Source organism: Epilithonimonas hominis, from assembly GCF_003730015.1.
GTDB classification, from domain to species: domain Bacteria; phylum Bacteroidota; class Bacteroidia; order Flavobacteriales; family Weeksellaceae; genus Epilithonimonas; species Epilithonimonas hominis.
In genome coordinates this window covers 41,176-64,943 of the sequence record NZ_RJTU01000047.1, presented here as the reverse complement: position 1 = coordinate 64,943, position 23,768 = coordinate 41,176, and the positions used below count along the sequence as shown (strand labels likewise).

Genomic DNA, 23,768 nt, shown 5'->3' with positions numbered 1-23,768 from the left:
GTGGTTTAAGGAGAGACTATTTAGAATAGAAAATTAGCATCAAAATACCTGATAATGGCGGTTTCAACGAATCAAATCCGGTTGGAGGTACAGAAATAATATTTTTGTGGAACTACAATTTTCGAGGCAACATATAGTATTTTCTAAGAATAATATATCAGCTGAAGCCTATTTATAGCTTTCACTAAAAAACAAAAACTATCACAAAAGTGATAGTTTTTGTTATACTATTTCGGAACTTAAACCTTTGTCCAGCAACGCTTGATTCATAGGTTTAAGTTTCTCCAGTGCGCCGGTTTTCACTGTACATTTACCTTTATAATGCACTAGTATTGTACATTGTTCCGCCTGTTCCAAAGTGTGCTCACAGATCTCAATAAGACACATAATTACAAAATCAAAGGTATTAACATCATCGTTATGAAGTACCAGTTTGTACACTTGATCCTCCTCTTCCAGAACCAACACATCTCCTTCGTATTGGCGCTTTGGCTGGTCGTAAGATTTATTGTTATAGATTATCATTTTTTCAGCCCTCTGTGATCTCGTCTGTGATATCTTCTACCAATGATTTGTTGTAAAACAATTCGACAAGTTCTACACTCTTATTTTGCATTTTAAGAATCTTAAAATGATAAGGTCCATAATCGAATTCCTGATTTTCTTCCGGGATATCTTGTAGTTCATTCAAAATGAACCCGGCCAAAGTATTGTATTCTCCCTCTTCTGAAGGCGGTATTTTTTTTGGAATACACTCATTGATTTCTTCCAGTGGCTGTGTCGCTTTTACCCAATAGGTATTTTCTCCAACTTTGTCAACGATTTTCTCTTCTTCATCTTCCTCATCTTGAATTTCCCCTACCAATTCCTCCAAAATATCTTCAAGAGTAATGATTCCTTCGGTGCCACCAAATTCATCAATAACAATCGCCATATGCTGTTTTTTGAATTGGAATACTTTTAGAAGATCAGATATTTTCTTACTTCCTACTACAAAGAATGCTTCTCTCATCAAGCCTCTAAGATCCTCGTGAGTCAGTTCGCCTTTACTTTTGATATACTCTCTGATGATTTCCTTCGTGTAGAAAATACCAATTATATTGTCTATAGAACCTTCATAAACAGGAATTCTGGAATATCCGCTATCCATAATCTTCGAAATGATCTCTTCCTTATCATCTTCAATATCAATGGAGGAGATATTCTGTCTTGGAATCATGATCTGCTTTGCATTATGATCTGTAAAGTCAAAAGCATTCTTAATGATTTCGTAATTTTCTTCTTCAATTTCGCCGCTGTCTGCAGATTGTTTTACCAACAGCTGAAGCTCTTCTGTAGAGTGAATATCATGTTCTGAAACAGGATGAATTTTTATAATTTTCAAAAATCCATTGGATAATGAATTCATCAACCAAATGAATGGACGGAAAATATTATAAAAAAGATGCAAAGGATATGCGATAAATAATGTTGTCGCTTCCGACTTTCTAATGGCAATCGACTTAGGCACCAATTCCCCAAAAACGATGTGCATAATTGTTATCAGTAAGAAACTGCATACCACAGAAATAGTAGTAACAGTAGTCTGTGCCAGTTCGATATCAAGAGAATGAAATATCCCTTCTATAATATGGTGCAACGCACTTTCTCCCACCCAACCTAAGGCAAGAGATGCCAATGTAATTCCTAACTGGGTTGCGGAAAGATAAGCATCCAGATTTTTAATAATGCTTTCGGCCTGCTTTGCCATTGTATTCCCTTCCGCAGCCTTAATCTGGATCTGGGAATAACGTACTTTAACGATTGAAAATTCAGCGGCTACGAAAAAGCCATTGAGAAGAACTAAAAATAATGCAATGAGAAGTTTGACTAAACTATCGGGGTCCATTTAATGTTTTTATATACAATATCTGCAAAGATAGATATTTTTTTTAACTTGGATTTAGATATTAAAATTTAGGTTCAGAAGTTGTAAAAATATGATTCTGTGATAAAATGTGATGTCACAACCAACATTTCGGAGCTTCACCTCTCAATAATTACTAAATGAATTATATTCCACCACCATACCCAGATTTCGTCGCTATTTTCCTTATAACCAATTAAAGGTTGACTGTTTCTAAATGGCGAAGCTGCAGCCCGACTTATCTCCTATTTATATATTTTTTCATTTGAATCGATGAATCTCGCTCCTCGATTTGAGCGGAAATCCTTTTTACGCAACGCAGAGGAGTGAAAAGATTGACTTCGTCGAACCACTTCGTTAGGTTTGGGAGCGGAAGGCGGATTAAGCTGCCCAAAATAATAAAAAGCACTGAAATCTGAACTCCAATGCTTTTTATAACTAACTACTAACTTTAACTTATCTTTATTAACTGTTCTTCAGCGCTTCTGCTCCGGAAACAATTTCTAATATTTCGTTGGTGATGGCAGCCTGTCTTGCTTTGTTATAGAAAATCTTAAGGTCATTTCTAAGTGCTTCTGCATTGTCAGTCGCCTTATGCATCGCTGTCATCCTTGCACCGTGCTCTGATGCTACAGAATCTAAAACAGCTTTGAATATTTGAGTTTTAATCGATTTTGGAATCAATGTTTTAAGGATTTCCTCCCGACCTGGCTCAAAGATGTAATCTACATTAACGTCTAAGCTTGCTTTCTCTGCAGAAACAGCAATAGGCAAAACCTGCTCTGTTACTACTTCCTGAGTAGCTGCATTGATAAATTTATTGTAAACGACATACACTTTATCAAATTTACCAGCTTTGAAATCCGACATTACTTTTTCCGTCATATTGGAAACGTGGTCAAAAGAAAGATTATCGAATAAAGAACTGTGGTTTTCATAAACCGTTTTGTTCTTTCTCATCGCATCAAAAGCCTTCTTACCGATGGTCAAAACTTCCGTTTCCACATTATTATTAGCAGAAAACTGTAAGTTCATCTCCTTGATTACAGATGAGTTGAAAGCTCCAGCCAAACCTCTGTTGGAAGTCACTGCAATGAAAAGCACTTTTTTCACCTCTCTTTCTATAGCGAATTCTGAGATACTGTCAGCATCAGAAGCAGCACTTACGTTCTCTATAATCTCCTGAAGTTTTTCTGAGTAAGGTCTCAGCATTACGATTGCGTCTTGTGCTTTCTTTAGTTTCGCAGCGGAAACCATTTTCATAGCACTGGTAATCTGCATCGTAGAAGATATAGATGAAATTCTGCCTCGTATTTCTTTTAAGTTTGCCATATTTATTTAGTTGTTGGTTGTCGGTTGTTGGTTGTTAGTTTTAGAAAATTCTGTCAACTATCAACCAAAAACCATCAACTAATTTTTATTTATACTTCGATGCAAGCTCAGTTGCAACCTGCTTGAGAGTTCCTGTGATTGAGTCATCAATCTTACCAGCTTTAAGCGCTGACATAACTTCTGGGTGTTTATTTCTTAGGAAATCAACATATTCTACCTGAAACTCCTTCACTTTTCTGATTGGGATATTTCTCAAGAGGTTTTCAGTACCTGCATAAATCATAGCCACTTGGCTTTCTACAGGAAGCGGAGAGTTTACCGGCTGCTTCAAAAGCTCCACGTTTCTTTCTCCTTTAGAGATTACCGCCAAAGTTGCAGCATCTAGGTCAGAACCGAACTTAGCAAACGCTTCCAATTCTTTATATTGAGCCTGGTCTAGTTTCAAAGTACCAGACACTTTTTTCATTGATTTGATTTGAGCGTTACCTCCTACTCTAGATACAGAGATACCAACGTTAATTGCTGGACGAACACCTGAGTTAAACAAATCAGACTCTAGGAAAATCTGTCCGTCTGTAATTGAGATCACGTTTGTAGGAATGTATGCAGAAACGTCACCAGCTTGAGTTTCGATGATAGGAAGAGCTGTTAATGAACCACCTCCTTTCACGATTGGCTTAAGAGATTCTGGCAAATCATTCATTTGTTTTGCGATAGAATCATCAGCAATTACTTTTGCTGCTCTTTCCAACAATCTTGAGTGTAAGTAGAAAACGTCTCCTGGGTAAGCCTCACGTCCTGGTGGTCTTCTTAATAGAAGAGAAAGCTCACGGTAAGCAACCGCTTGTTTTGATAAATCATCATAAACGATCAAAGCAGCGCGACCAGTATCACGGAAATATTCTCCGATAGAAGCACCTGCCATTGCAGAGTAAACCTGCATTGGAACTGGGTCAGAAGCATTTGCAGCCACAACCACAGTGTAAGCCAAAGCACCTTTATCTTCTAAAGTTTTAACGATTTGTGCTACAGTGGAAGCTTTTTGTCCAATTGCAACATATATACAATATACTGGTTGTCCAGCATCATAAAATTCTTTTTGATTGATAATGGTATCAATAGCAACAACTGTTTTACCAGTTTGTCTGTCACCAATAATCAACTCTCTTTGTCCTCTTCCTACAGGAATCATAGAATCGATAGCAACGATACCAGTCTGAAGGGGCTCAGTTACCGGCTGACGGAAGATAACTCCCGGCGCTTTTCTTTCCAAAGGCATCTCATAAAGTTCTCCTTCGATAGGTCCTTTTCCATCAATTGGATTTCCTAGAGTATCAACAACTCTACCAAGCATTCCTTCTCCAACTTTGATAGAAGAAATTCTGTTAGTTCTTTTTACAGTATCGCCTTCTTTTACCAATTTGGATTCACCAAGAAGCGCAACACCTACGTTATCTTCTTCAAGGTTAAGAACAATACCTTCTACTCCAGCTTCGAATCTTACCAATTCTCCGTACTGAACGTTTTCTAAACCGTAAACACGAGCAATACCATCACCTATTGTAAGAACAGTACCAACTTCTTCTACGTTAGATTGAGTATCGAAATTTGCTAATTGCTGCTTCAGTATCGCTGATACTTCTGCCGGATTTATTTCTGCCATTATATGGTTGTTTTTTCTTAATTAAGTTGAAATTCTTTTTTGATGTTGCTAAGTTTAGTTCTAACTGAAGCATCAATTTGCTGATCACCTACTCTCAGGATATAACCTCCGAGAATTTCTGGTTTGATAATCGTTTCCAAATCATAGTTAGTAACATTGACCATTTTGGAATCAGCAATAATCTTTTGAATATTTTGTTCTGATAACTTAGAAGCGCTTGTCAAAGAAATTCTCTGAGTCCCTTTGATGTCTTCTACTTTATTAATGAATTCCTGAGCAATACCTTTGAGCTGAGATTCTCTTCCCTGCTTGATAACAAGTCTGATCAAGTTTTTAGCAACAGGTGAAAAATCCTTGAATATTTCTAAAGCAATTGCTTCTTTCTTTCTTGAATCAATGATGGGTGTACCGAAAAACTGATTCAGGTCTTTAGATTGCGACATTATTTTAACAATGTCTTTCATCTCATTGAAAACAGATTCTGTGTTACCGGATTCCTGAGTAAAATCCAGCAAACCCTGCGCGTATCTTTTAGCTACTTTAGATGTCAGCATCCTGATTAGTTAAGGTTAGACTTGTTAAGAATATTTTCTACAAGAGCATTTTGTGCGCCATCGTTGTTCAATTTCTCTTTTAGGATACTTTCAGCGATGTTCACAGACAAGGTTCCGATTTGAGTTTTGATGTCTGCCATTGCAGCATTTTTCTCAGACTGTATAGACTGTCTTGCAGCAGCGATCATCTTCTCTCCTTCTACTTTAGCACTGTCCTTTGCTTCATTTACGATTTTATCCTTCATTTCTCTCGCTTCTTTCAAGATGCCGTCTCTTTCAGCTCTTGCTTCGCGTAGGATTCTTTCGTTATCTTCTTTCAACTGAGCCATCTCTTGTTTAGCTAATTTAGCTTGATTAAGCGCATCGATGATCGTAACTTCTCTATCATTAACTGCGTTAAGAATTGGTTTCCACGCAAATTTTGCTAATAAAAACAATAGGATGATGAATGTAAGTGTCATCCAAAATAATAAACCTATGCCCGGCTCTATCATAATCTAAGTTTTTTATTAATTAAAATAATTTTTTTGAATTTAAGAAAAGTCTTAGCAAAACCAACCGTTTTGCTAAGACTTAGATGTAATAAGGATTACTTGATGAATGCACCAAAAATAATCGCAATAAGACCAGCTCCTTCAATAAGACCAGCTGCGATAAGCATTGCTCCCTGAATTTTACCAGCTTGTTCCGGTTGTCTAGCGATAGCATCCATTGCGTGTCCACCGATTTTACCAATTCCTAGACCTACGCCTAATACTGCTAAACCGATCCCTACGTAAATTAATCCTGCTCCAGTTGTTAAATCCATAATAAAATTATTTAGGTTAAATATGTTCTTTTTAATTGTATCTTAATGTTCGTGTGAGTGATCCTGTACTGCAATTCCAATAAATAATGCTGACAATACTGTGAAAATATACGCCTGCAATACTGCAACCAATAACTCCAATACAGAAATGAATAATGCCAAAGGCACAGATGCAAATCCTAATAATGGTGTTTTAAAAATAAATATCAATGAAATAATCGCCAGTATCATAATGTGACCTGCCGTTACGTTGGCAAAAAGTCGCATCATCAAAGCAAACGGCTTTGTAAACACGCCAATAATCTCAATCGGAACCATAATAGGGTAAAGCAAAATCGGAACCGGCGGCATGAAAATATGCTTCCAGTAATCTTTGTTGGCACTGAAAAGCGTAATCACCAAAGTAATAATTGCTAAAACTGCAGTAATTGCTATATTCCCGGTCAAGTTAGCTCCAAAAGGAAAGAATGGAATCAATCCGAAGAGGTTATTAATCCATATAAAGAAAAATACTGTCAATAAATAAGGCATAAACCTTTTGTATTTTGAAGATCCAATATTTGGAATTGCTACTTCGTCACGGATGAAAATAACGATTGGCTCTAAAATCCTACCAACTCCTTTTGGCATCATAGAATTTTTATAACTTCTCCCCATTCCAATGAAGATAACCAACATAAACACAACTGATAATAACATTGTAAAAACATTTTTTGTGATAGAAAAATCATAAAAAACCTTTCCGGAATCTTGCTTACCTCCAATCAAACCGAACAATGTTGCTTTTTCCAAACCTTTAGTAGATACTAATTGCCCGTCGTGCAAAGTATACCCGTCATGTTCGTGACCATGAGCTACAGAAGATGATAAAAATGTATGGATCCCAGCCTCGTCCTTTACAATAATTGGCAATGGAACAGAGATATGTTTCTCTTCCGCAGTCCCTTCATTCAGAGTCATCAGATGCCATTCATTAGAATCGCCGATATGCTCCATTATCATTTTCTTTGCATCAAATGATTTCTCGGCCTTTTCTATTTCTGCTGTTTCACCTACATTAGCAACTTCGTGCTGAGCAGAGATGAAAACGCTAGAAAAGATGAACAAAAACGTAAAAAAAACAGAATTAATTTTTAGCTTCATAACACATTTTATCGGTTTGCAAATATATCGATTTATAATGGTTAGAAAAACTAAATTATATGATTTTTATCAAATTCATAATACTATGATTTATTGAGCCTTACAATGACAAAATAATAAATTAAAAAAGAACTGATTAAAAAAATCAAACTCAAAATCAGAAAATTAACTTTTGTTTTGTCTATAAAAAATAAAATTCCGGTAAGCCAGATTATATCTTTTAACAAGTTAATTCCTAAAAATCTCAATCCGGAATTATTGCCTTTTATTAAAACCATTTTGAACAAATAATACACAATTATATTAAGAATAATTAGTGAAGCGGTTGCAATAATTAGTATTAATATCTGATTCATTTTGCAAAAATAAACAATCCTGACAAACTTAATTCTATTTATAAAATGCGGATTAAACTGCCCCAAATAAAACAAAAAATAAATGATGATTGATTAGTCATCACTGACGCTGTAACTTCGTTTAAATTTTCTTATTTTTGCTACCTTAAATATCCTATTAAAGTTATGTTTAACAGTTTACAAGACAAGCTAGATAAAGCGCTTCATAATATTTCGGGCCGTGGAAAAATCACGGAAATCAACGTTGCAGAAACGGTAAAGGAAATCCGAAGAGCATTGGTGGATGCCGATGTCAATTATAAAGTTGCCAAAGACCTTACAAAAAGAGTTCAGGATAAAGCTATAGGTGAAAACGTTTTGACATCGCTAACGCCAGGACAATTGATGACGAAAATTGTTCACGATGAATTGGTAGATTTGATGGGTGGTTCTCAAGAAGGAATCAATCTTTCCGGGAAGCCGACTGTCATTTTGATTGCTGGTCTACAAGGTTCTGGTAAAACAACTTTCTCCGGAAAATTAGCCAACTATCTGAAACAAAAAAGAAGCAAAAAACCACTTTTGGTAGCTTGTGACGTTTACAGACCTGCAGCGATTGACCAGTTGAAAGTTCTGGGAACTCAAATCAATATTCCTGTCTATACCGAGGTAGAAAATAAAAACCCTGTTGCGATTGCTGAGAACGCAATTAATTATGCAAAATCAAATGGATTTGATACAATAATTGTGGATACGGCTGGTCGTTTGGCGGTTGATGAGCAAATGATGAACGAAATCAAGGCGGTTCATCAAACGATTAAACCTACTGAAACGCTTTTCGTAGTAGATTCGATGACAGGACAAGATGCTGTGAATACGGCTAAAGCCTTCAATGATACTTTGAATTTTGACGGTGTTGTTCTTACGAAATTGGATGGTGATACACGTGGTGGAGCGGCGTTGACAATTCGTTCTGTAGTTGAAAAGCCTATCAAATTTATTTCTACCGGAGAAAAAATGGAAGCGCTGGACCTTTTCTATCCGGAAAGGATGGCTGACAGAATTCTCGGAATGGGAGATGTTGTTTCCTTGGTTGAAAGAGCTCAGGAACAGTTTGACGAAGAGGAAGCTAAGAAACTTCATAAGAAAATTGCTAAGAATGAATTTGGTTTCGATGATTTCTTAAAGCAGATCAACCAAATCAAAAAAATGGGTAATATGAAGGATCTGATGGGGATGATTCCGGGTGTTGGAAAAGCGATTAAAGATGTGGACATTAATGATGATGCTTTCAAACATATCGAAGCGATTATCCATTCGATGACGCCCGACGAAAGAAGAAGACCTTCTATCATCAATGTTTCCAGAAAACAAAGAATCGCTAAAGGTTCGGGTAGAAAGCTAGAAGATGTAAATGCCTTGATGAAGCAATTTGACCAGATGGGCAAAATGATGAAAATGATGCAAGGCCCTCAAGGCAAGCAAATGATGCAGATGATGAGCAAAATGCCAAATATGCCTGGCATGGGTGGCGGTTTGTTTGGAAGATAGAATTACTTTATATAAATTCAAAAACCTGAGAACATTGTTTCTCAGGTTTTTTGTTGTTAGAATAATAAAATAAAAACCCGCATTGCTGCGGGTTTAATTATATATCAAGTGTGAAACCTATTATTGATCCCACCAGATTTTTGATGTATTTAAATCACTATTTGGAGTTAAAGATTTTAATGCAGCTGTATAATTTGTCTTGTTATATATAGCTTCCGATGTAGGGTACATAATTCTTCTTGGAATCACTCCTCCATTCAAAGAACTTGGAGCAGGCTTAAGATTTGGATATCCCGTTCTTCTCCATTCTGACCAAGAATCGAATCCTTTTGTAAAAAGAGATATCCATTTTTCTTCGCCAATTACTTGAAGAGCTCCGCCAGGTGCTGTAGAAATATCTGCAACTCTAGCTGCCGCATATGCTGCTGCCCCTGATGAAATTGAAGTAGAATACTTAGAGTCCAATGATTGATAACTTAAAGTAATCCCTTTTGTAAGTAATGTAGCAACATCCTCTGTAGTCCAGCCTCTAGCAGCAGCTTCTGCTCTATTAAGAAATGTATATGACGCTGACATTAGATTCAATGTAGAAGTTGCACCTCTAAATCTGGCATTCATCTGGGATTTACTAGCTGTTGTATACCCCGCAGATGCCAAATCTGTTGCGCTATATCCATAAGGTAAACCTGGGTTTGTATTAGTAGCATAAACTGTTCTTCTAGAGTCTGGCGTGTGATTAGACGTCACATTAAATGCTGCATTAGCTCCCGTTTTTGTTCCTTTTAATGACTCAATAAGCTGAGCTGACATTCTATAATCAGCTGCTCTAAAGGCATAAATTGGATTGTTTATACCAGCAAGCGAAGAATAAGTGAACCAAGCTTCATCAGCTACAGTTTCTATAGATCCTGCAGTATTTGCTAAAGCTGATTTGAATTCTACTGCAGCATAATCACTAACACCTGGATATTTTTTTGACAGTTGAAGAGTAGCTTGTAAAATAACTGAATTAGCAAGTTTTTTCCATTTAGTTACATCTCCCAAATATAGATTATCTCCTACTGGACGAGTTTTCGTAGCATCCAATAGATCCCTACCGTCTTTTAAATCATTTATCAAATTTTTATAAATTGATTCCTGAGAATCAAATTTCGGAGTTAAAATTCCCTGATCATACTTAACTGCTTCAGAATAAGGAATATCTCCATAAGTATCAGTGAGTCTCTTGTAAATAATCGCTCGAAGAATTTTTGAAACCCCAATCATATTTTCTTTACTTCCTTGAGCTGTCATAAGGTTGTCAACATTACCAGAATAAGCATCAATAATTGTGTTCAGATTTTTTATACTTCTAACATAATACCAATCCCATTGTCCTCCTACTTGAGCATATTGAGATTCTGAAGTATAAACTACCTGAGACAAATATTGTGAGTACAACATCGGCTTCATAAAAAAATTCTGCCCACCCCTCTGCGCGAAATCAGAAATAGCACCAGTCATTAATGATTTATAATCTGCAGAATAAATCCCGTATGTATTAGCATAGTATTCATCACTGAACTCTTTATCATTACAAGAATTGAATGATAAAGCTCCCACTAAAGCAATAATATATATTTTAAAATTTTTCATTTTTTTTTATTTAGAAATTAAGTTTAACATTAACACCAAAACTTCTTGTTGAAGGTAAGTTAGCATTTTCTCCAAATGTATTTGATAGCTCTGAAGGATCTTGTTTATGAATATTATCCTTAGACACATAAATTAAAAATGGATTTCTAGCAATTAAACCAACTGTAATAGCTTTGATTGCAGTGTTATAAAAAAGTTTTGATGGTAATTGATAATTTAATGCCAATTCTCTTAACTTAATGTAGCTAGCATCGTGGATGTAATCCTCAATTAAACTATTAGAATAAAATTGTTGAAAATAAGTTTGAGCTTCTACTAATTCATCCACAGCAGAACCATCGGCAGAATTAACACCAACTACTCTAACGCCGTTTTCTCTAATTCCATTAGCTGTAGTTTTTGGTGTCAAACCACTGTAATCTGCCCACATTTCTCCAAGAGAAAAGAATTTCCCACCTTTTTGAAAGTCTATTGCAGCACTTAATGAAAAACCTTTATAAGTAAATGTATTGTAGAAACCTCCTGTAAAATCTGGTAATACAGAACCAAAACTTTTATTTGTTTCCAATGCGTAAGTTACAGTACCTAATACCGGATCAACATCGATAATTTTATTACCATTTGCATCATACTTATATCCTGTACCGATCAACTGCCCCCATTCTTGTCCAGCTATCTGAGTAACATTTACTTTTGCATAATCATCAGCAGACCCAAAATTGATAGCTTCTGTACCATCTGCAACTTTTAATATAGTAGTTTTATTTTTGGCAAAGTTCAAAGAGGTTGTCCAAGTAAAATCCCCTGATTTAAAAACATCACCAGATAAACTCAATTCTACACCTTCTCTTTTAACTTCTCCTGAATTGGCAAAAACATTTGTATATCCTGATGAAGCAGGCAATGTTACAGGAATAGGCTCGTCTTTTCTTTTTTCATTATAATATGTTCCGGAAAAGGACAATCTGTTATTCAAAAACTTTAAATCTAACCCAACCTCAAAATTTTCATTTATAGATGGCTTTAAAACAGCATCTACCGCACCTATTGGTTGCCAAGCGGCTACATAATTAGTTGTATTTGTACCTATTTGGAAAGCTGTATTAGCATAAGTATATGCTGGATTAGTTGAAAGAGCACCTAAATCACTTGCAATTTTAGCAAAACCAGCTCTCACTTTTGCAAACGTTAAAACATTATTCTTTTCAAATAAATTATGTAACAATACACTTCCACCAGCTGAATATGTAAAGAACGAATTATCTTGTGGCAAATATGCAGAATTGATATCATTTCTTGCACTTAAATCCAAATAGAAAGTATCATTATAACCTATAGATAGATTGCTATAGATCGATCTATAAGTCTTTTTATATTTTGTATATCTAGGAATAATTGGAATGTTGGTATTCGAAAAATTATAAACATCTGGATTTATTAGAAATTGTGTATTACTCCAAACATTCATAGCAGTAGTATTATTAAACCAAGATTGTTCAGTTATATTACCTCCAACGATTGCATTGATATCAAAAACACCAAACTTATCTGTATAAGTTAATCTTGCATCATACTGTTCTTCAGAAAATCTATTGTTTATAATACCAAAGCCATTCGTAAAATTCATATAACCTCCTTGGGTTCCAGATGCCGAGTTAGAAATTTCGCTAGGCATAAAATATTCACGAGTAGTTGTATTATCTGTTCTAGAATATGAAGCTCTAGCATTTAATGTCCTGGATATTTTATATGTGGGAGCAACACTAAAAGAGTAGTTTCTTCTTCTTGTTGTATCATCAAACAAATTCATATATGTATAAGGATTCAACCAGAATGCCGGCTTTTGATATATTCCTCCATATCCATAGTAATCAGGACCCCACCAGTTCCAAGACGCTAAATAATTATCGTCTGTTTTTAAGTTTTGTAACTCTTTTAATTTCTTTATATCTAATTCTCTAGCAAACCAGCTATTAAATGAGCCAGAAGTCTGATTACCATAAGTATCATCCATCTCTCCTCTTACTTTACCTCCTGTATAGTTAAACATTGTTTCAACATTTAACTTATCAGAAAATTTAAAATTTCCATTATAGGAAAGATAATTTCTTTTTAAATAAGTGTAAGGAGTTATACCATTTTGATCTAGATTTGTAACTGATAATCTTCCTGTAAAATAATCATTACCCCCAGAAACAGAGATTGTATTTTTTGTTGTTATAGATTTATCATAAAAATCTCTTACATTGTTTGGTTGAGGACTGTATTTAGCTGTCTGTCCATAATAAGGGCTCGTTGTCCACCAAGCGTACCATGGCACATACTCTCTACCATCCAATTTAGCTCCCCAACTCTCATCCGCATAAGAATTATCTCCTTGTATATAATTTTTGCCATCAAAAATAGCCCAACTAGCAGGATGAACAGTAGGATCATAATGAAAAACTGCCATAGAATTTTCGCCTTCATAACCCCCTCCATATTCATTCTGATATTTCATGGTTCTAGCAATGACATCAACATTGACGGTCGAGTTAACCTCAACATTAACTCTATTTTTTGAACCTTTTTTAAGCGTCATAATAACAGCTCCATAGATAGCTCTAGTACCATAGAGCGCGGTTGCATTAGGTCCTTTTAAGACATTCACAGACTCAACATTGTCCATATCAATTGTATTTGGATCTACAATTACACCATCCAATACATAAATTGGATCTTCATCGGACAACATACTAATAGCACCTCTTAGACGAAGTTTTCCTGTTTCTCCTAACTTGGCACCTGCCTGTCCGTTAATCTGAACGCCGGCAACTTTACCTGCTATAGCCCCCTTAACATCAACATTCTGAGTCAAGTTTAAGTCTTTAGCTTTAACTGTCTGCGATGCATAAGACAAAGATTTTTCATCTCTTTTGATACCTAAAGCCGTTACTACTACGCCCTCGATATCTTGCGTTTTAGCTGTATCTTGTACCTTTTGTGCAGAAACTACTGCAAAAGATGACGAAAGAACTACTGCCAACACGCTTGTTGTTAATTTTTTCATATCAAATCAAATTTTTCAATAAACAAATTTGCAAAACTTTCTTAATATATCCAAAATGTTTTGTTAAAAATTTGTTAAACAAAACAAAAGATCTTTTAATTATTAATAAAAAAAACTTAATTTAAAAGAGTAAAGCCTAATGGAAATTAAATTATTAAAAAGATTTCCTAAAAAAAACGATTTTTAAAAATTTAGTTTTCATCATTGATAGCAAGTCACTATTGCTATGTTTAGAATAATAAATTAGTATAAAAAAAGAAAACCTTCCATAAAGAAGGTCTAAATAAAAATTTGTGATTAAGCTATTGATTCAAAAATTGAATTAATTTAATTAAGCTATCTTCTTTAGAAAAATTTATATTATTTATTTTCAAATAATTTTCAAATTCGTCTTTACTTAAAAAATTAAATTCATCTAAAAATTCTTTTTTATTCTTAGGAAATTTAATGAATTTCTTATCTTTTTCAATCAAGTAAATATCTTTTTGTTTAGAATAATAATCATTTGCATCCTTTCCGTAGGCACTTGGGCTTTTCTCACCTTTTAACAACTCTACTTTTTCTCTTTTATACAAAGAGTATTTAGGATTATCTAACAATAATACTAAATATCCAAATTTACTTTTCCCATCTATCGAATAATTTACAGTTTTATAGATTTTCTTAAGTGTAGGGAAATTAATTTTCAAATTTTCTTCTTTATTAGTAAAATATGTGGTCGCATTTTCTTGAAACTCCATCTCATCATCATACGCATTATATCGGAGATTCTGTACATCCTTACTAAAACCTTGTATGATTACTTTGTCGAATTGCTTCCCATTTGGATAAGGAATACCATCTATCACATATTCTTTTGTTGATGGTCTATTACCTCTCATAAAAAAATTTCCAGTAGAGAATGATACATTTTCATTACCCACTTGCGCAAAAGTAAAAGTTTGCGTTAATAAAAACACAAGTATTATTATTGTTCTCATAAAATAAAATTGCTATTTAAGCAAATATAAGAAATAATACATTGCTTTTAATGAATGTCCTTTTTTAATCTTAACGTATTAATTCAAGACAATCTTTGTCATTGTACAGGAATCTAAATTGCTTTAATTCAGTTTGTGAGATCTTTTAGTGATCGATAGTCAATAATAAGCAAATCAATAAAAATTATCTTATTATCAATGTGGAATTCATATTGTGTTTATACAATAAAAATAGCCACCAAAATATGGCGGCTATTTCTTGTAATTAAAATTTACAAATTTTAGTTATCGTATCCGGGATTAGACACTACAGGTGTTCCTGCTATATCCGTTTCCGTTCTCGGAATTGGGAATGCATTAAGGTTTTGATCTGCAGAGGCTATCGATGGTCTTGGAACTGCATCACCCCATCTTCTTAAATCCCATTGGCGAAGACCTTCTCCTAAAAGCTCTTTCATTCTTTCAGCTTTAAGCAATGTCATATCTACACTAGTAGCAGCTGGCAAACCTCTATTAGTAAGAATTTGATTATAATAATTTAAAGCTTTGGTTGGATCTCCTCCATTTAATTCGGCTTCTACACCATTTAACAAAATTTCTTCATAACGTAAGATTTTGATATTATCGGCTCCAACAGTATTGGTATACTTACCTGTTCCATTGTTATTTGATAAATATCTCACAGCACTTGTTCCTGTACCAGAAACAGTAATTAAAGCTCTCCTAATATCAGCAGTAGCATAAGAATTATATGCTGACGCAGAAACTACAATATTAGCATAACCTAATGGGTTTAGTCGTTGTCTATAAGATCCTGTAGAAAGTGAAGCGTTGATACCTACCGCCAATTCAAAAATAGAGTTAGGCGCAGCTCCATTCATTAAAAATTGGAATGAAGTCTGATGTAATCCGGCAGGAATTACAGTATATTTTCCTATTAAATCATTTGTCAATGATCTTACTTTAGCATAATCGCCTTTGTAAAGATAAAATCTTGACATCATACCTTTAAGAGCATTGACTGTTAAATCTGACTTAGTACTTGAATAGGCTGTACCAGCACTCATTAATTGTAATGCTTTTGTAAAATCTGCATCAATCTGAGCCTCAGTCTCAGCTATAGTTGCTCTTGGCATCAAAGCTTTTGGGTCGTATTTCAATGGTAAAACAATCCCCAGAGTACCGTTTGGAATATATTTTTGTCCATAAAGTCTAAAAGCATCGAAAAAAGCAATTGCTCTCAATCCATAAGCTTGTCCTTGTGCGAATGTGGCAGTAGCTTTATCAGCAGTTGTTCCTTGGATTGCATTAACATCTGAATTAATAACTATATTGGCTTTACCAACTACCTCGTAAATTCTGTTATAAGTATCTCTTGCATAAGGATCATTGGAAACCTGCGTATAATTATAAACATTTGTATAATATCCTCCTTGTAGCGTACTATACATTTCATCTGATCTAATTTCTGCGTATGCAAGAAAATCAGCACCATAGTATTGTGTATTACGCATCGATACGTAAGCACCACGCACAAAAGATTGCATCTCTTTTGTGGACGTCAAAGGCCCTTGTTGTACTTCCTGATAAAACTCTCTCTCCACAAAATCATCAGAACAAGATACCAATCCGGTTCCGATAACTGCTGCAAGAATTCCTGTTTTTATTATTTTATTCATTTTGTTCAATTTAATCATTTTAAAAACTAAGGTTAACACCAAAAAGGTAAGATTTTAAGATTGGTAAAGCAAGGTTAGTATAACCTGATACATTAACTTCTGGGTCAAATTTAAGTCTGTCATCAAACCTGTGAGTCCAAGCGTTGTTTGCCATAACATATACTTGTACAGAATTTAAACCACTCCCGTTAAGGAAAGAAGAATTAAAAGTATATCCTAATCTGGCATTACTTAATCTTATAAAATCTGAGTCATACAAGAATCTTGTAGAAGCAGCATTGGATCTTTTATTACCGCCAGATAATGGTTTAGGATTATTTGCATTAGTATTAGTTGGAGTCCAATAATCTCCCATAACATCACCATAACCTGGATATGTAGCAGTGTATTGACCATCACTCCAAGTGTAGGAAGCCCAATCATCATAAATTTTCCCACCAAAACCGTAGGTAAATAGAAGGTCTAATGAGAACCCTTTATAGGAAACACTTGTATTAGCACCTCCAAAAAGGGTACTCAAAAATGATCCTTGAGTTGCCTGTTGAGCTTTATTATAGTCATTGGTCGTTTCGCCATCAACTCCATTGATGTACCATAGTGGATCACCATTTGCAGCATCTACTCCGGCCCATTTTCTAAGAAAGAATGTACGAACTCCCTCACCCTCTCTTAAAGTTGTTGTGCCCGTATTAACAGTTCCTCCATATAGTTCCGTAATCTCATTGTGTAAAGTTGACAGATTCCCCCCAATACTCCAAGTAAAATCTCCTCTAAAAATATCCGCATTCACAGAGAATTCAAATCCTCTGTTAACTAATGTTCCAACATTATCTACCATTGCTCCATAGGTGTAAGTACCTGCGGTTTCATTATAAATAACACCACCTTGCGAAGGAGAAAGCGGGACATTATAAATCAGATCATTGGTTTTCTTATTATAGTATTCTGCCGATAACTTAACTCTATCATTGAACAATCCAACATCTAAACCAACATTTAAAGGATTTACAGTTTCCCATGTCAAATTTGGATTATTAACATTATAATATTGTGCAGCGGCAGTATCATTATAATTCAAATTATAAGCAAATAATGCGTAAGGATTTGCAGTAATCTGGTTACCCAATTTTCCATAAGATCCTCTAAACTTCAACATTGAGATTGCTTCAATTTCTTTCAAGAAATTGATTCTTGCCAAATCTACACCTAAACCAACAGACCAGAAGTCACCAGCTTTTTTCCCTGGCATAAATTGAGATAAAATATCTCTTCTGTAGGATCCATCAACTAAAATTAATTTATCGTAGTCATAATGACCTGTTACTGCGTAACCGTTTCTGGAATTGATAAATTTTCTACCCCCATACCCATAAGGCACCACAAAATTAGATAATGTTTCTAAAGCTGGGCTACCAACCGTGATACCAGTTGCGGATAGGAATTTCCTATCAGACTTATATGCTTCCTGAATCAGGGATGCACCAACATTGTGCATGCCAAATTTCTTGCTATAGTCTAATATATTCTGAACGTTAAAGTTGAAATATCTGTTTACAGATGTTCTCTGATATCCACCATAATTAAATCCATCTCCGTGGATTGGATTCCAGTATCTATCCTCTTCTACACTGATGTATTCTGGTGAAAATACAAATCTATATGTTAAGTTATCTAAAATTTTATATTCAGCATTTAAGTTTGCATAAGCTCTCAGTGTTCCTGCCTGATCATAATTGTTTTCTAATAAATAACCCGGATTAAATTGGTTATTACTTAATCTTGCAGTTGCAGGATTCCAATACCAAGACCCATCAGGATTTCTTGCCGGATCTGTTGGTCTGTTAAAGTACTGAGCCAAAATCGGGTTAGAAAAAGCTCCTCCTTCAGATAATGTACGTGTTTTACCATGCGAAATCTGAAAATCTGAACTAATTTTCAATTTCTCAGTAGCCTGATATGATAATTTTGTTGTATATGATAATCTCTTAAAGAATGAATTTTTTATGATGCTATTCTGATCAAACATATTCACAGAAGCATAATAGGTAAACTTATCATTACCACCTGACATGCTCAAATCAGCATTTTGTTGATAACCATCCTTTCTTACAATATCTTGCCAATCTGTACTGTATGGAGATTTCATAATATTCGCAAAAGTAGCATTACCAATTGTTCCATTTGCATTTGCAATATCTTCGATACTGTGATTTGTACCAAGCGTGTTATTTAACAAATCTCTTAGATACTCTTTGTATTCTTGACCACTAAAAGCTTTGTGATTACTTACAGCCTGTTGATTAAGACCTGTATTATAAGACAAGTTAAATTTTGCCTTTCCTTTTTTTCCAGATTTTGTAGTAATTACAATAACTCCAGCTCCAGCATCTGCACCATAAACAGCAGTTGAGACAGCATCTTTTAATACAGTTACGCTCTCAACATCATCAGGGTTCATATTTGCTAAAATGTTAGCCGTAGTATTTGCGGTAGTTAAATCACCACTCGCCACTCTCACTCCATCTACAATATAAATTGGAGACGTAACTCCATTGATAGAGGATACACCACGTACCCTAACATTTGCAAATCCACCAGGCTGACCAGATGCAGCTCCAACTTGAACCCCCGTTACTCGTCCTTGCAACATTTTATCCACAGAAGCCACAGGAACATCCTGAATAGATTTTGCAGTCATTGTACTTGTTGATCCGGTCAATTCTTGTACGGTTTTTTTCTGTCCAAAACCAACAATTACAACTTCTTGAATATTAGCTGTCTTTGCACTGTCAGTTTTTTGAGCAAAAAGTGCTTGTCCGGTGAAGAATAATACACCTGCACTTAAAACTTTTAGTTTAACATTCATATCAAATTTTTTATTATTCAATTTGGCAAAATTGTTAAATAATTTTAACACTCACAAATTTTAGAAGATAAAATATCTGAACTTTTATAAAAAAAACTACAATTTTATGTTAATATTATATTAATTATGGGCGATCTTGCATCTTTTAATATTTCGAACTAAAAATAGCAGCAAAAAAATTCTTTTAAAAAGACATGTAATTTAAGCCGAACAGAGTATTTTTACAAGAATTATGCAACTCAAAAAATCTTTTTCAAAAATCTATATAGAAGCCGGATGTGATGAGGTCGGCAGAGGATGCCTCGCTGGCCCAGTAGTTGCTGCGGCTGTAATTGTCAATAAAAAATTTAAGCAAAATTTAGTTAATGATTCTAAAACGTTAAATTTCCAAACCAGACAAAGTCTCGATATTTATATTAGAGAAAATGCCGTTGATTTTGCCATTGCAGAATTGTCTCCCGAATTTATAGATGAACATAATATATTGAACGCTAGCCTGCATGCTATGCATCTTGCGTTGGACCAACTGAAAACAAGACCGGAACTGATATTGGTAGATGGGAACCGTTTTCATCCTTATAATTATATCCCACATCACTGTATTATAAAAGGTGACAGCAAATATCTTTCAATTGCAGCAGCGTCAATTCTTGCGAAAAACTATCGTGATAACTTAATGATAAAACTTCACGATGAGTTTCCAGACTATGGTTGGAATACCAATTTCGGCTATTGTACCAAAACCCATCAGCAAGCTTTAAAAAAATACGGTCCAAATATTCATCACAGAAAATCTTTTCGATTAGAGTATGATGTAGAAATTTAACCTACAATTATTTTAGTACACATTCTATTTCATAAGTATCATTTCCGTACATACCCCGTACATACCCCGTACATACCCCGTACATACCCCGTACATACCCCGTACATACCCCGTACATACTCCGTACATACTCCGTATCGTAGCACAAACTAAAATCACAATCAATTATTTTTTTTTATAAACATAACATTCTAGAAATCACCCATTATATTTTTTTCAAAACAATCTAATTAACCAAAAAAGCATCTTACAATCTTCACGATATTGGTTATATTTGTTTTATGCAAAACACCTACTCCGTCATCAACGCTTCTGCCGGCTCCGGCAAGACCTATACACTTGTGCAACGTCTGCTGATGATCTGTCTCAGATATCCGAATCAGCCAGACGCCATCAGGACAGTAATTGCATTGACATTTACTAATAAGGCGGCTAATGAAATGAAGGAAAGAATTCTTTTCTATCTTGGCGAGTTTGTAAAAGATAATTATTCCGAAAATCAAGACCTGAAGAATATTCAGGAAGCACTAGCACAACAAGGTTACAGGATAACGTTGGACGATTTGAAGCAGCGCTCCCAGAACGTTCTGGATTATATCCTGCACCACTACTCTACGCTCAACATTGGAACGATTGATAAGTTTAATTCCCGATTGGTCAAGAGTTTTTCTTATGAATTAGGTTTGGCTCAGAACTTCAATCTGGAAATTCAACCGGAACCTTATTTGATAGAAGCGGTGGATAAAATGTTGGACGAAATAGGCGAAGAACAAACTGTTTCTGAAGCATTTATGGATTTTGTCAACTATAATCTGGATAATAATGAACGGGTAAATCTCAATCAGACACTTTATAGCTCGGCGAAAAAATTTGTCAATGATATCCATTACAAACCTTTGCAGGATAATAAAGATTTTGAGTGGAAGGCCTATGAGAATAAGAAAAATGAACTCAGAGAAACCATTAAAAGGCTAAAATCCGAATCACTTGAACTCACAAAAAGAGCTTTGGAATTAATCCAGAGCAGGGATATAGAGATTGAGGATTTTGCAAGTGGAAAAAATGGAATTGGTGGATTTTTTGTTAATATGCTCGAGTTTCATAACATTAAGGATAAAAAATTTCCGTTCCCTACAGCTTCCGAAGATTCCAAGATTGAAACTTTCCTGAAAGGTGCTTCGGCAAAAGGAAAACACAAACAATCTGAAATTGCTGATATTTTACCTCAGTTGATCTCGTGGCGAAGGGAAATAATTGACCTTTATATTGATTCTCAGAAAAAAGAAAGAATTCTGCAAGCGATTTTGCCGTTGAAAGTTAATGCAGATATTCAGAAAAAACTGATGGAAATAGAGGAAGAAAACGATTTGGTCTTGCTTTCGAAATTTAATATTATCATTAACGAAAATCTTCGAAATGAGCCTTCTGCGTTCATCTACGAAAAAGTAGGAACCCAATTTCAGCATTACTTTTTTGATGAATTTCAGGATACATCGGCGATGCAATGGCAAAACTTCTTACCGCTTCGTGACAACAGCATCACGTCTGATAATACGAGTTTTACAATTGTTGGCGACCCAAAACAAAGCATTTATAGATTCCGAGGTGGCGAAAGTAAACTGATGCTGGACATTATTAGTGGAGAAGAAACATCGCCCAAGAAAGCGATAGCAGAACACTTGAAATTTAACTGGAGAAGTGCAAAGAATATCGTTGATTTTAACAATCGATTATATGATTTTATGTCTCAGAATTTGAGTGAAGAGCATCAAAAGATATTCGGGGAAAATGCCATCCAAGGCGCACAATCTAAACTTGATGGCAGAGTGAAAGTTCATCTTCTGGAAAACTCTGTAAAAGCAGTTTTTTATGAAGAAACGTCACAGAAGATGCAGCAGGATATCCAAGAATGCCTGGATAATGGTTTTACTTTTTCGGACATTACGATTCTTTGCCGTGGTAACAATGATATTTTTAATTATTCCCAACTTTTGGGAAATCTGAAGGTTAATTATAACGGAAAGGAAACTTACATCAAAACTATTTCTGAAAAAGGATTGACTCTGGATTTAGCTTTTACCATCAAAGCTTTGATTGAGTTCCTGAAGTGGGAAATCAATCCAAAAAACAGACAGTTTTTGGTAAAGTTTATGTACTTCCTGAATATCTCCGGAAGAATAAAAATGAACGATTTCACTTCTGAAATTAAAACCATTTTAAGTCTCGAATCCAAGAAAGATATTGAGAATTATATTAATGCTCATTACCAAATTAAATTGGTTCAAAATGATGTTCCACAACTGAATCTTTACAATTTCATCGAATATTACATTCAGGAATTTTCTGTAGAGAATAAGGAAATAGATTTCCTTCTGAACTTCCTCGAGATGTTATTTAATTATACTCAAAATGCGGGAGCAACGTTGAAAGAATTCCTTAAATTCTGGGATGATGAAGCTTCGAAAATCAGCATCCAAGCGAGTGAGAATATTGATGCGGTTCAGATTATGACCATCCACAAAGCGAAAGGTCTGGAGTTTCCTGTGGTTTTCATCCCAATGGAAAATAAAAACAATGACAAAAAATTCTCCGAATGGTACGACCTCAACAGCGAAGATGAATTGAAAACCGTGATTCTGAATCAGTTTTCTCCAGAATTGGAAAATTATGATGAGGATTTGGCTCAATTCAATTTTGAGAATTCTTACCGCAATAAAATCGACCGCTTCTGCATCCAATATGTTGCGACCACCCGACCAGTCGAACAATTGTTCTTTTATATCGAGAAACCGAGCAAGTCTTCTAATAATTTGGAATTGTATGATTTTGTTACACAATTTCAACCGACAGAAAATGGTGAATCATTAGATTCATTCGATATTTTCCCAGTTTCTGATTTGAAGAAGCAAAAGAAAAAGGAGAAGAAAGACTATCAGTCAGAAAATATTAATTCGATTTCTCAACAAACTGAAAAAGTATCGAATATAGAAATTGCAACAACTTCTAAAAATTACCAAAATCGCGTAGAGCACGTAAGGATGGGAATTTTCACCCACGAGATTCTGTCCCAAATCAAAACCAAGAAAGATGTAACGAAAGTTCTCAATTCTTATTTGTTAGAAGGAAAAATAACCAATGAAGAAAAAACATCGATTCTGGAAAGGATTGAAAATGTTCTTAATAATACTAATTACTCAGATTATTTCGCGGAGAATCTTAAAATCATCAATGAAAGAGAAATGTTTGCCACAGAAAACGAGCAGTCCAAAACGTATCGTCCGGACCGTTTGATTGAAACTGAAAATGGTTTTATCATTGTAGATTTCAAAACTGGCGAAGAAAAGGAGAAAGATCAGAAACAAGTTGAAACTTATAAAAATAAGCTCGAACAATTTGGGAAGAAAGTCATCAAAACAGACGTGATCTATATATAAACAAAAT

16 protein-coding genes are annotated in these 23,768 nt (G+C 34.8%); 3 read left to right on the top strand and 13 right to left on the bottom strand.

Features of this window, described 5'->3' with window-relative positions; genetic code table 11:
* Positions 1–222 precede the first annotated feature (222 nt).
* The 8 genes from EGH73_RS07090 to atpB all read right to left on the bottom strand — a co-directional run bounded on the left by EGH73_RS07090 (position 223) and on the right by atpB (position 7,406).
* Positions 223–525 carry an ATP-dependent Clp protease adaptor ClpS gene (locus tag EGH73_RS07090; RefSeq protein WP_089770090.1) on the bottom strand — a complete coding sequence of 101 codons (303 nt, stop codon included), beginning with the start codon at positions 523–525 and terminating at the stop codon, positions 223–225.
* A 4-nt stretch (positions 526–529) separates the two neighbouring features.
* Positions 530–1,888, bottom strand: coding sequence for a hemolysin family protein (locus EGH73_RS07085; protein ID WP_123281263.1), 1,359 nt, complete (start codon positions 1,886–1,888; stop codon positions 530–532).
* Positions 1,889–2,371: 483 nt separating this feature from the next.
* The gene (gene atpG, locus EGH73_RS07080; protein ID WP_123281262.1) at positions 2,372–3,238 is read right to left on the bottom strand and encodes an ATP synthase F1 subunit gamma; all 867 of its coding nucleotides are present in this window, start codon (positions 3,236–3,238) and stop codon (positions 2,372–2,374) included.
* Between the two features lie 85 nt (positions 3,239–3,323).
* Complete coding sequence (atpA, locus tag EGH73_RS07075; RefSeq protein ID WP_123281261.1) at positions 3,324–4,901, bottom strand: F0F1 ATP synthase subunit alpha; 1,578 nt, start codon at positions 4,899–4,901, stop codon at positions 3,324–3,326.
* 17 nt (positions 4,902–4,918) lie between these two features.
* Positions 4,919–5,455, bottom strand: coding sequence for an ATP synthase F1 subunit delta (atpH, locus tag EGH73_RS07070; protein WP_123281260.1), 537 nt, complete (start codon positions 5,453–5,455; stop codon positions 4,919–4,921).
* Positions 5,456–5,460: 5 nt separating this feature from the next.
* On the bottom strand, positions 5,461–5,949 hold the full coding sequence (locus tag EGH73_RS07065; RefSeq protein WP_123281259.1) for a F0F1 ATP synthase subunit B: 489 nt from the start codon (positions 5,947–5,949) through the stop codon (positions 5,461–5,463).
* 95 nt (positions 5,950–6,044) lie between these two features.
* Positions 6,045–6,263, bottom strand: a complete 219-nt coding sequence (locus EGH73_RS07060) for an ATP synthase F0 subunit C (protein ID WP_063968283.1) — start codon at positions 6,261–6,263, stop codon at positions 6,045–6,047.
* 42 nt (positions 6,264–6,305) lie between these two features.
* A complete protein-coding gene (gene atpB, locus EGH73_RS07055; protein WP_123281258.1) occupies positions 6,306–7,406 on the bottom strand; it encodes a F0F1 ATP synthase subunit A in 1,101 nt (366 codons plus the stop codon).
* A gap of 521 nt (positions 7,407–7,927) precedes the next feature.
* Here atpB and ffh point away from each other — a divergent pair.
* Positions 7,928–9,292 (top strand): signal recognition particle protein, encoded by a 1,365-nt coding sequence (gene ffh, locus EGH73_RS07045; RefSeq protein WP_123281256.1) that lies wholly within the window; start codon positions 7,928–7,930, stop codon positions 9,290–9,292.
* A 120-nt stretch (positions 9,293–9,412) separates the two neighbouring features.
* Here ffh and EGH73_RS07040 read toward each other — a convergent pair whose 3' ends face one another.
* From EGH73_RS07040 to EGH73_RS07020, 5 genes are all read right to left on the bottom strand, one after another.
* A complete protein-coding gene (locus EGH73_RS07040; RefSeq protein ID WP_123281255.1) occupies positions 9,413–10,927 on the bottom strand; it encodes a SusD/RagB family nutrient-binding outer membrane lipoprotein in 1,515 nt (504 codons plus the stop codon).
* Positions 10,928–10,937: 10 nt separating this feature from the next.
* Positions 10,938–13,976: a SusC/RagA family TonB-linked outer membrane protein gene (locus EGH73_RS07035; protein WP_123281254.1), complete on the bottom strand. Its 3,039-nt coding sequence runs from the start codon at positions 13,974–13,976 to the stop codon at positions 10,938–10,940.
* Between the two features lie 302 nt (positions 13,977–14,278).
* Complete coding sequence (locus tag EGH73_RS07030) at positions 14,279–14,956, bottom strand: hypothetical protein (protein ID WP_245985459.1); 678 nt, start codon at positions 14,954–14,956, stop codon at positions 14,279–14,281.
* A gap of 281 nt (positions 14,957–15,237) precedes the next feature.
* Positions 15,238–16,635 carry a RagB/SusD family nutrient uptake outer membrane protein gene (locus tag EGH73_RS07025; RefSeq protein WP_123281266.1) on the bottom strand — a complete coding sequence of 466 codons (1,398 nt, stop codon included), beginning with the start codon at positions 16,633–16,635 and terminating at the stop codon, positions 15,238–15,240.
* 19 nt (positions 16,636–16,654) lie between these two features.
* A complete protein-coding gene (locus EGH73_RS07020; protein ID WP_123281265.1) occupies positions 16,655–19,501 on the bottom strand; it encodes a SusC/RagA family TonB-linked outer membrane protein in 2,847 nt (948 codons plus the stop codon).
* Between the two features lie 232 nt (positions 19,502–19,733).
* Between EGH73_RS07020 and EGH73_RS07015 the strand changes: the two genes are divergently transcribed.
* Entirely contained in the window at positions 19,734–20,327 is a 594-nt protein-coding gene (locus EGH73_RS07015; protein WP_123281253.1) for a ribonuclease HII, read from the top strand.
* Positions 20,328–20,608: 281 nt separating this feature from the next.
* Positions 20,609–23,761, top strand: a complete 3,153-nt coding sequence (locus EGH73_RS07010; RefSeq protein WP_123281252.1) for a UvrD-helicase domain-containing protein — start codon at positions 20,609–20,611, stop codon at positions 23,759–23,761.
* Positions 23,762–23,768 lie beyond the last annotated feature (7 nt).

Bases quoted from the DNA above. Each gene is read 5' to 3' on its own strand.
- EGH73_RS07090 (WP_089770090.1), bottom strand. From the start codon at position 525: ATGATAATCTATAACAATAAATCTTACGACCAGCCAAAGCGCCAATAC.
- EGH73_RS07085 (WP_123281263.1), bottom strand. From the start codon at position 1,888: ATGGACCCCGATAGTTTAGTCAAACTTCTCATTGCATTATTTTTAGTT.
- atpG (WP_123281262.1), bottom strand. From the start codon at position 3,238: ATGGCAAACTTAAAAGAAATACGAGGCAGAATTTCATCTATATCTTCT.
- atpA (WP_123281261.1), bottom strand. From the start codon at position 4,901: ATGGCAGAAATAAATCCGGCAGAAGTATCAGCGATACTGAAGCAGCAA.
- atpH (WP_123281260.1), bottom strand. From the start codon at position 5,455: ATGCTGACATCTAAAGTAGCTAAAAGATACGCGCAGGGTTTGCTGGAT.
- EGH73_RS07065 (WP_123281259.1), bottom strand. From the start codon at position 5,949: ATGATAGAGCCGGGCATAGGTTTATTATTTTGGATGACACTTACATTC.
- EGH73_RS07060 (WP_063968283.1), bottom strand. From the start codon at position 6,263: ATGGATTTAACAACTGGAGCAGGATTAATTTACGTAGGGATCGGTTTA.
- atpB (WP_123281258.1), bottom strand. From the start codon at position 7,406: ATGAAGCTAAAAATTAATTCTGTTTTTTTTACGTTTTTGTTCATCTTT.
- ffh (WP_123281256.1), top strand. From the start codon at position 7,928: ATGTTTAACAGTTTACAAGACAAGCTAGATAAAGCGCTTCATAATATT.
- EGH73_RS07040 (WP_123281255.1), bottom strand. From the start codon at position 10,927: ATGAAAAATTTTAAAATATATATTATTGCTTTAGTGGGAGCTTTATCA.
- EGH73_RS07035 (WP_123281254.1), bottom strand. From the start codon at position 13,976: ATGAAAAAATTAACAACAAGCGTGTTGGCAGTAGTTCTTTCGTCATCT.
- EGH73_RS07030 (WP_245985459.1), bottom strand. From the start codon at position 14,956: ATGAGAACAATAATAATACTTGTGTTTTTATTAACGCAAACTTTTACT.
- EGH73_RS07025 (WP_123281266.1), bottom strand. From the start codon at position 16,635: ATGAATAAAATAATAAAAACAGGAATTCTTGCAGCAGTTATCGGAACC.
- EGH73_RS07020 (WP_123281265.1), bottom strand. From the start codon at position 19,501: ATGAATGTTAAACTAAAAGTTTTAAGTGCAGGTGTATTATTCTTCACC.
- EGH73_RS07015 (WP_123281253.1), top strand. From the start codon at position 19,734: ATGCAACTCAAAAAATCTTTTTCAAAAATCTATATAGAAGCCGGATGT.
- EGH73_RS07010 (WP_123281252.1), top strand. From the start codon at position 20,609: ATGCAAAACACCTACTCCGTCATCAACGCTTCTGCCGGCTCCGGCAAG.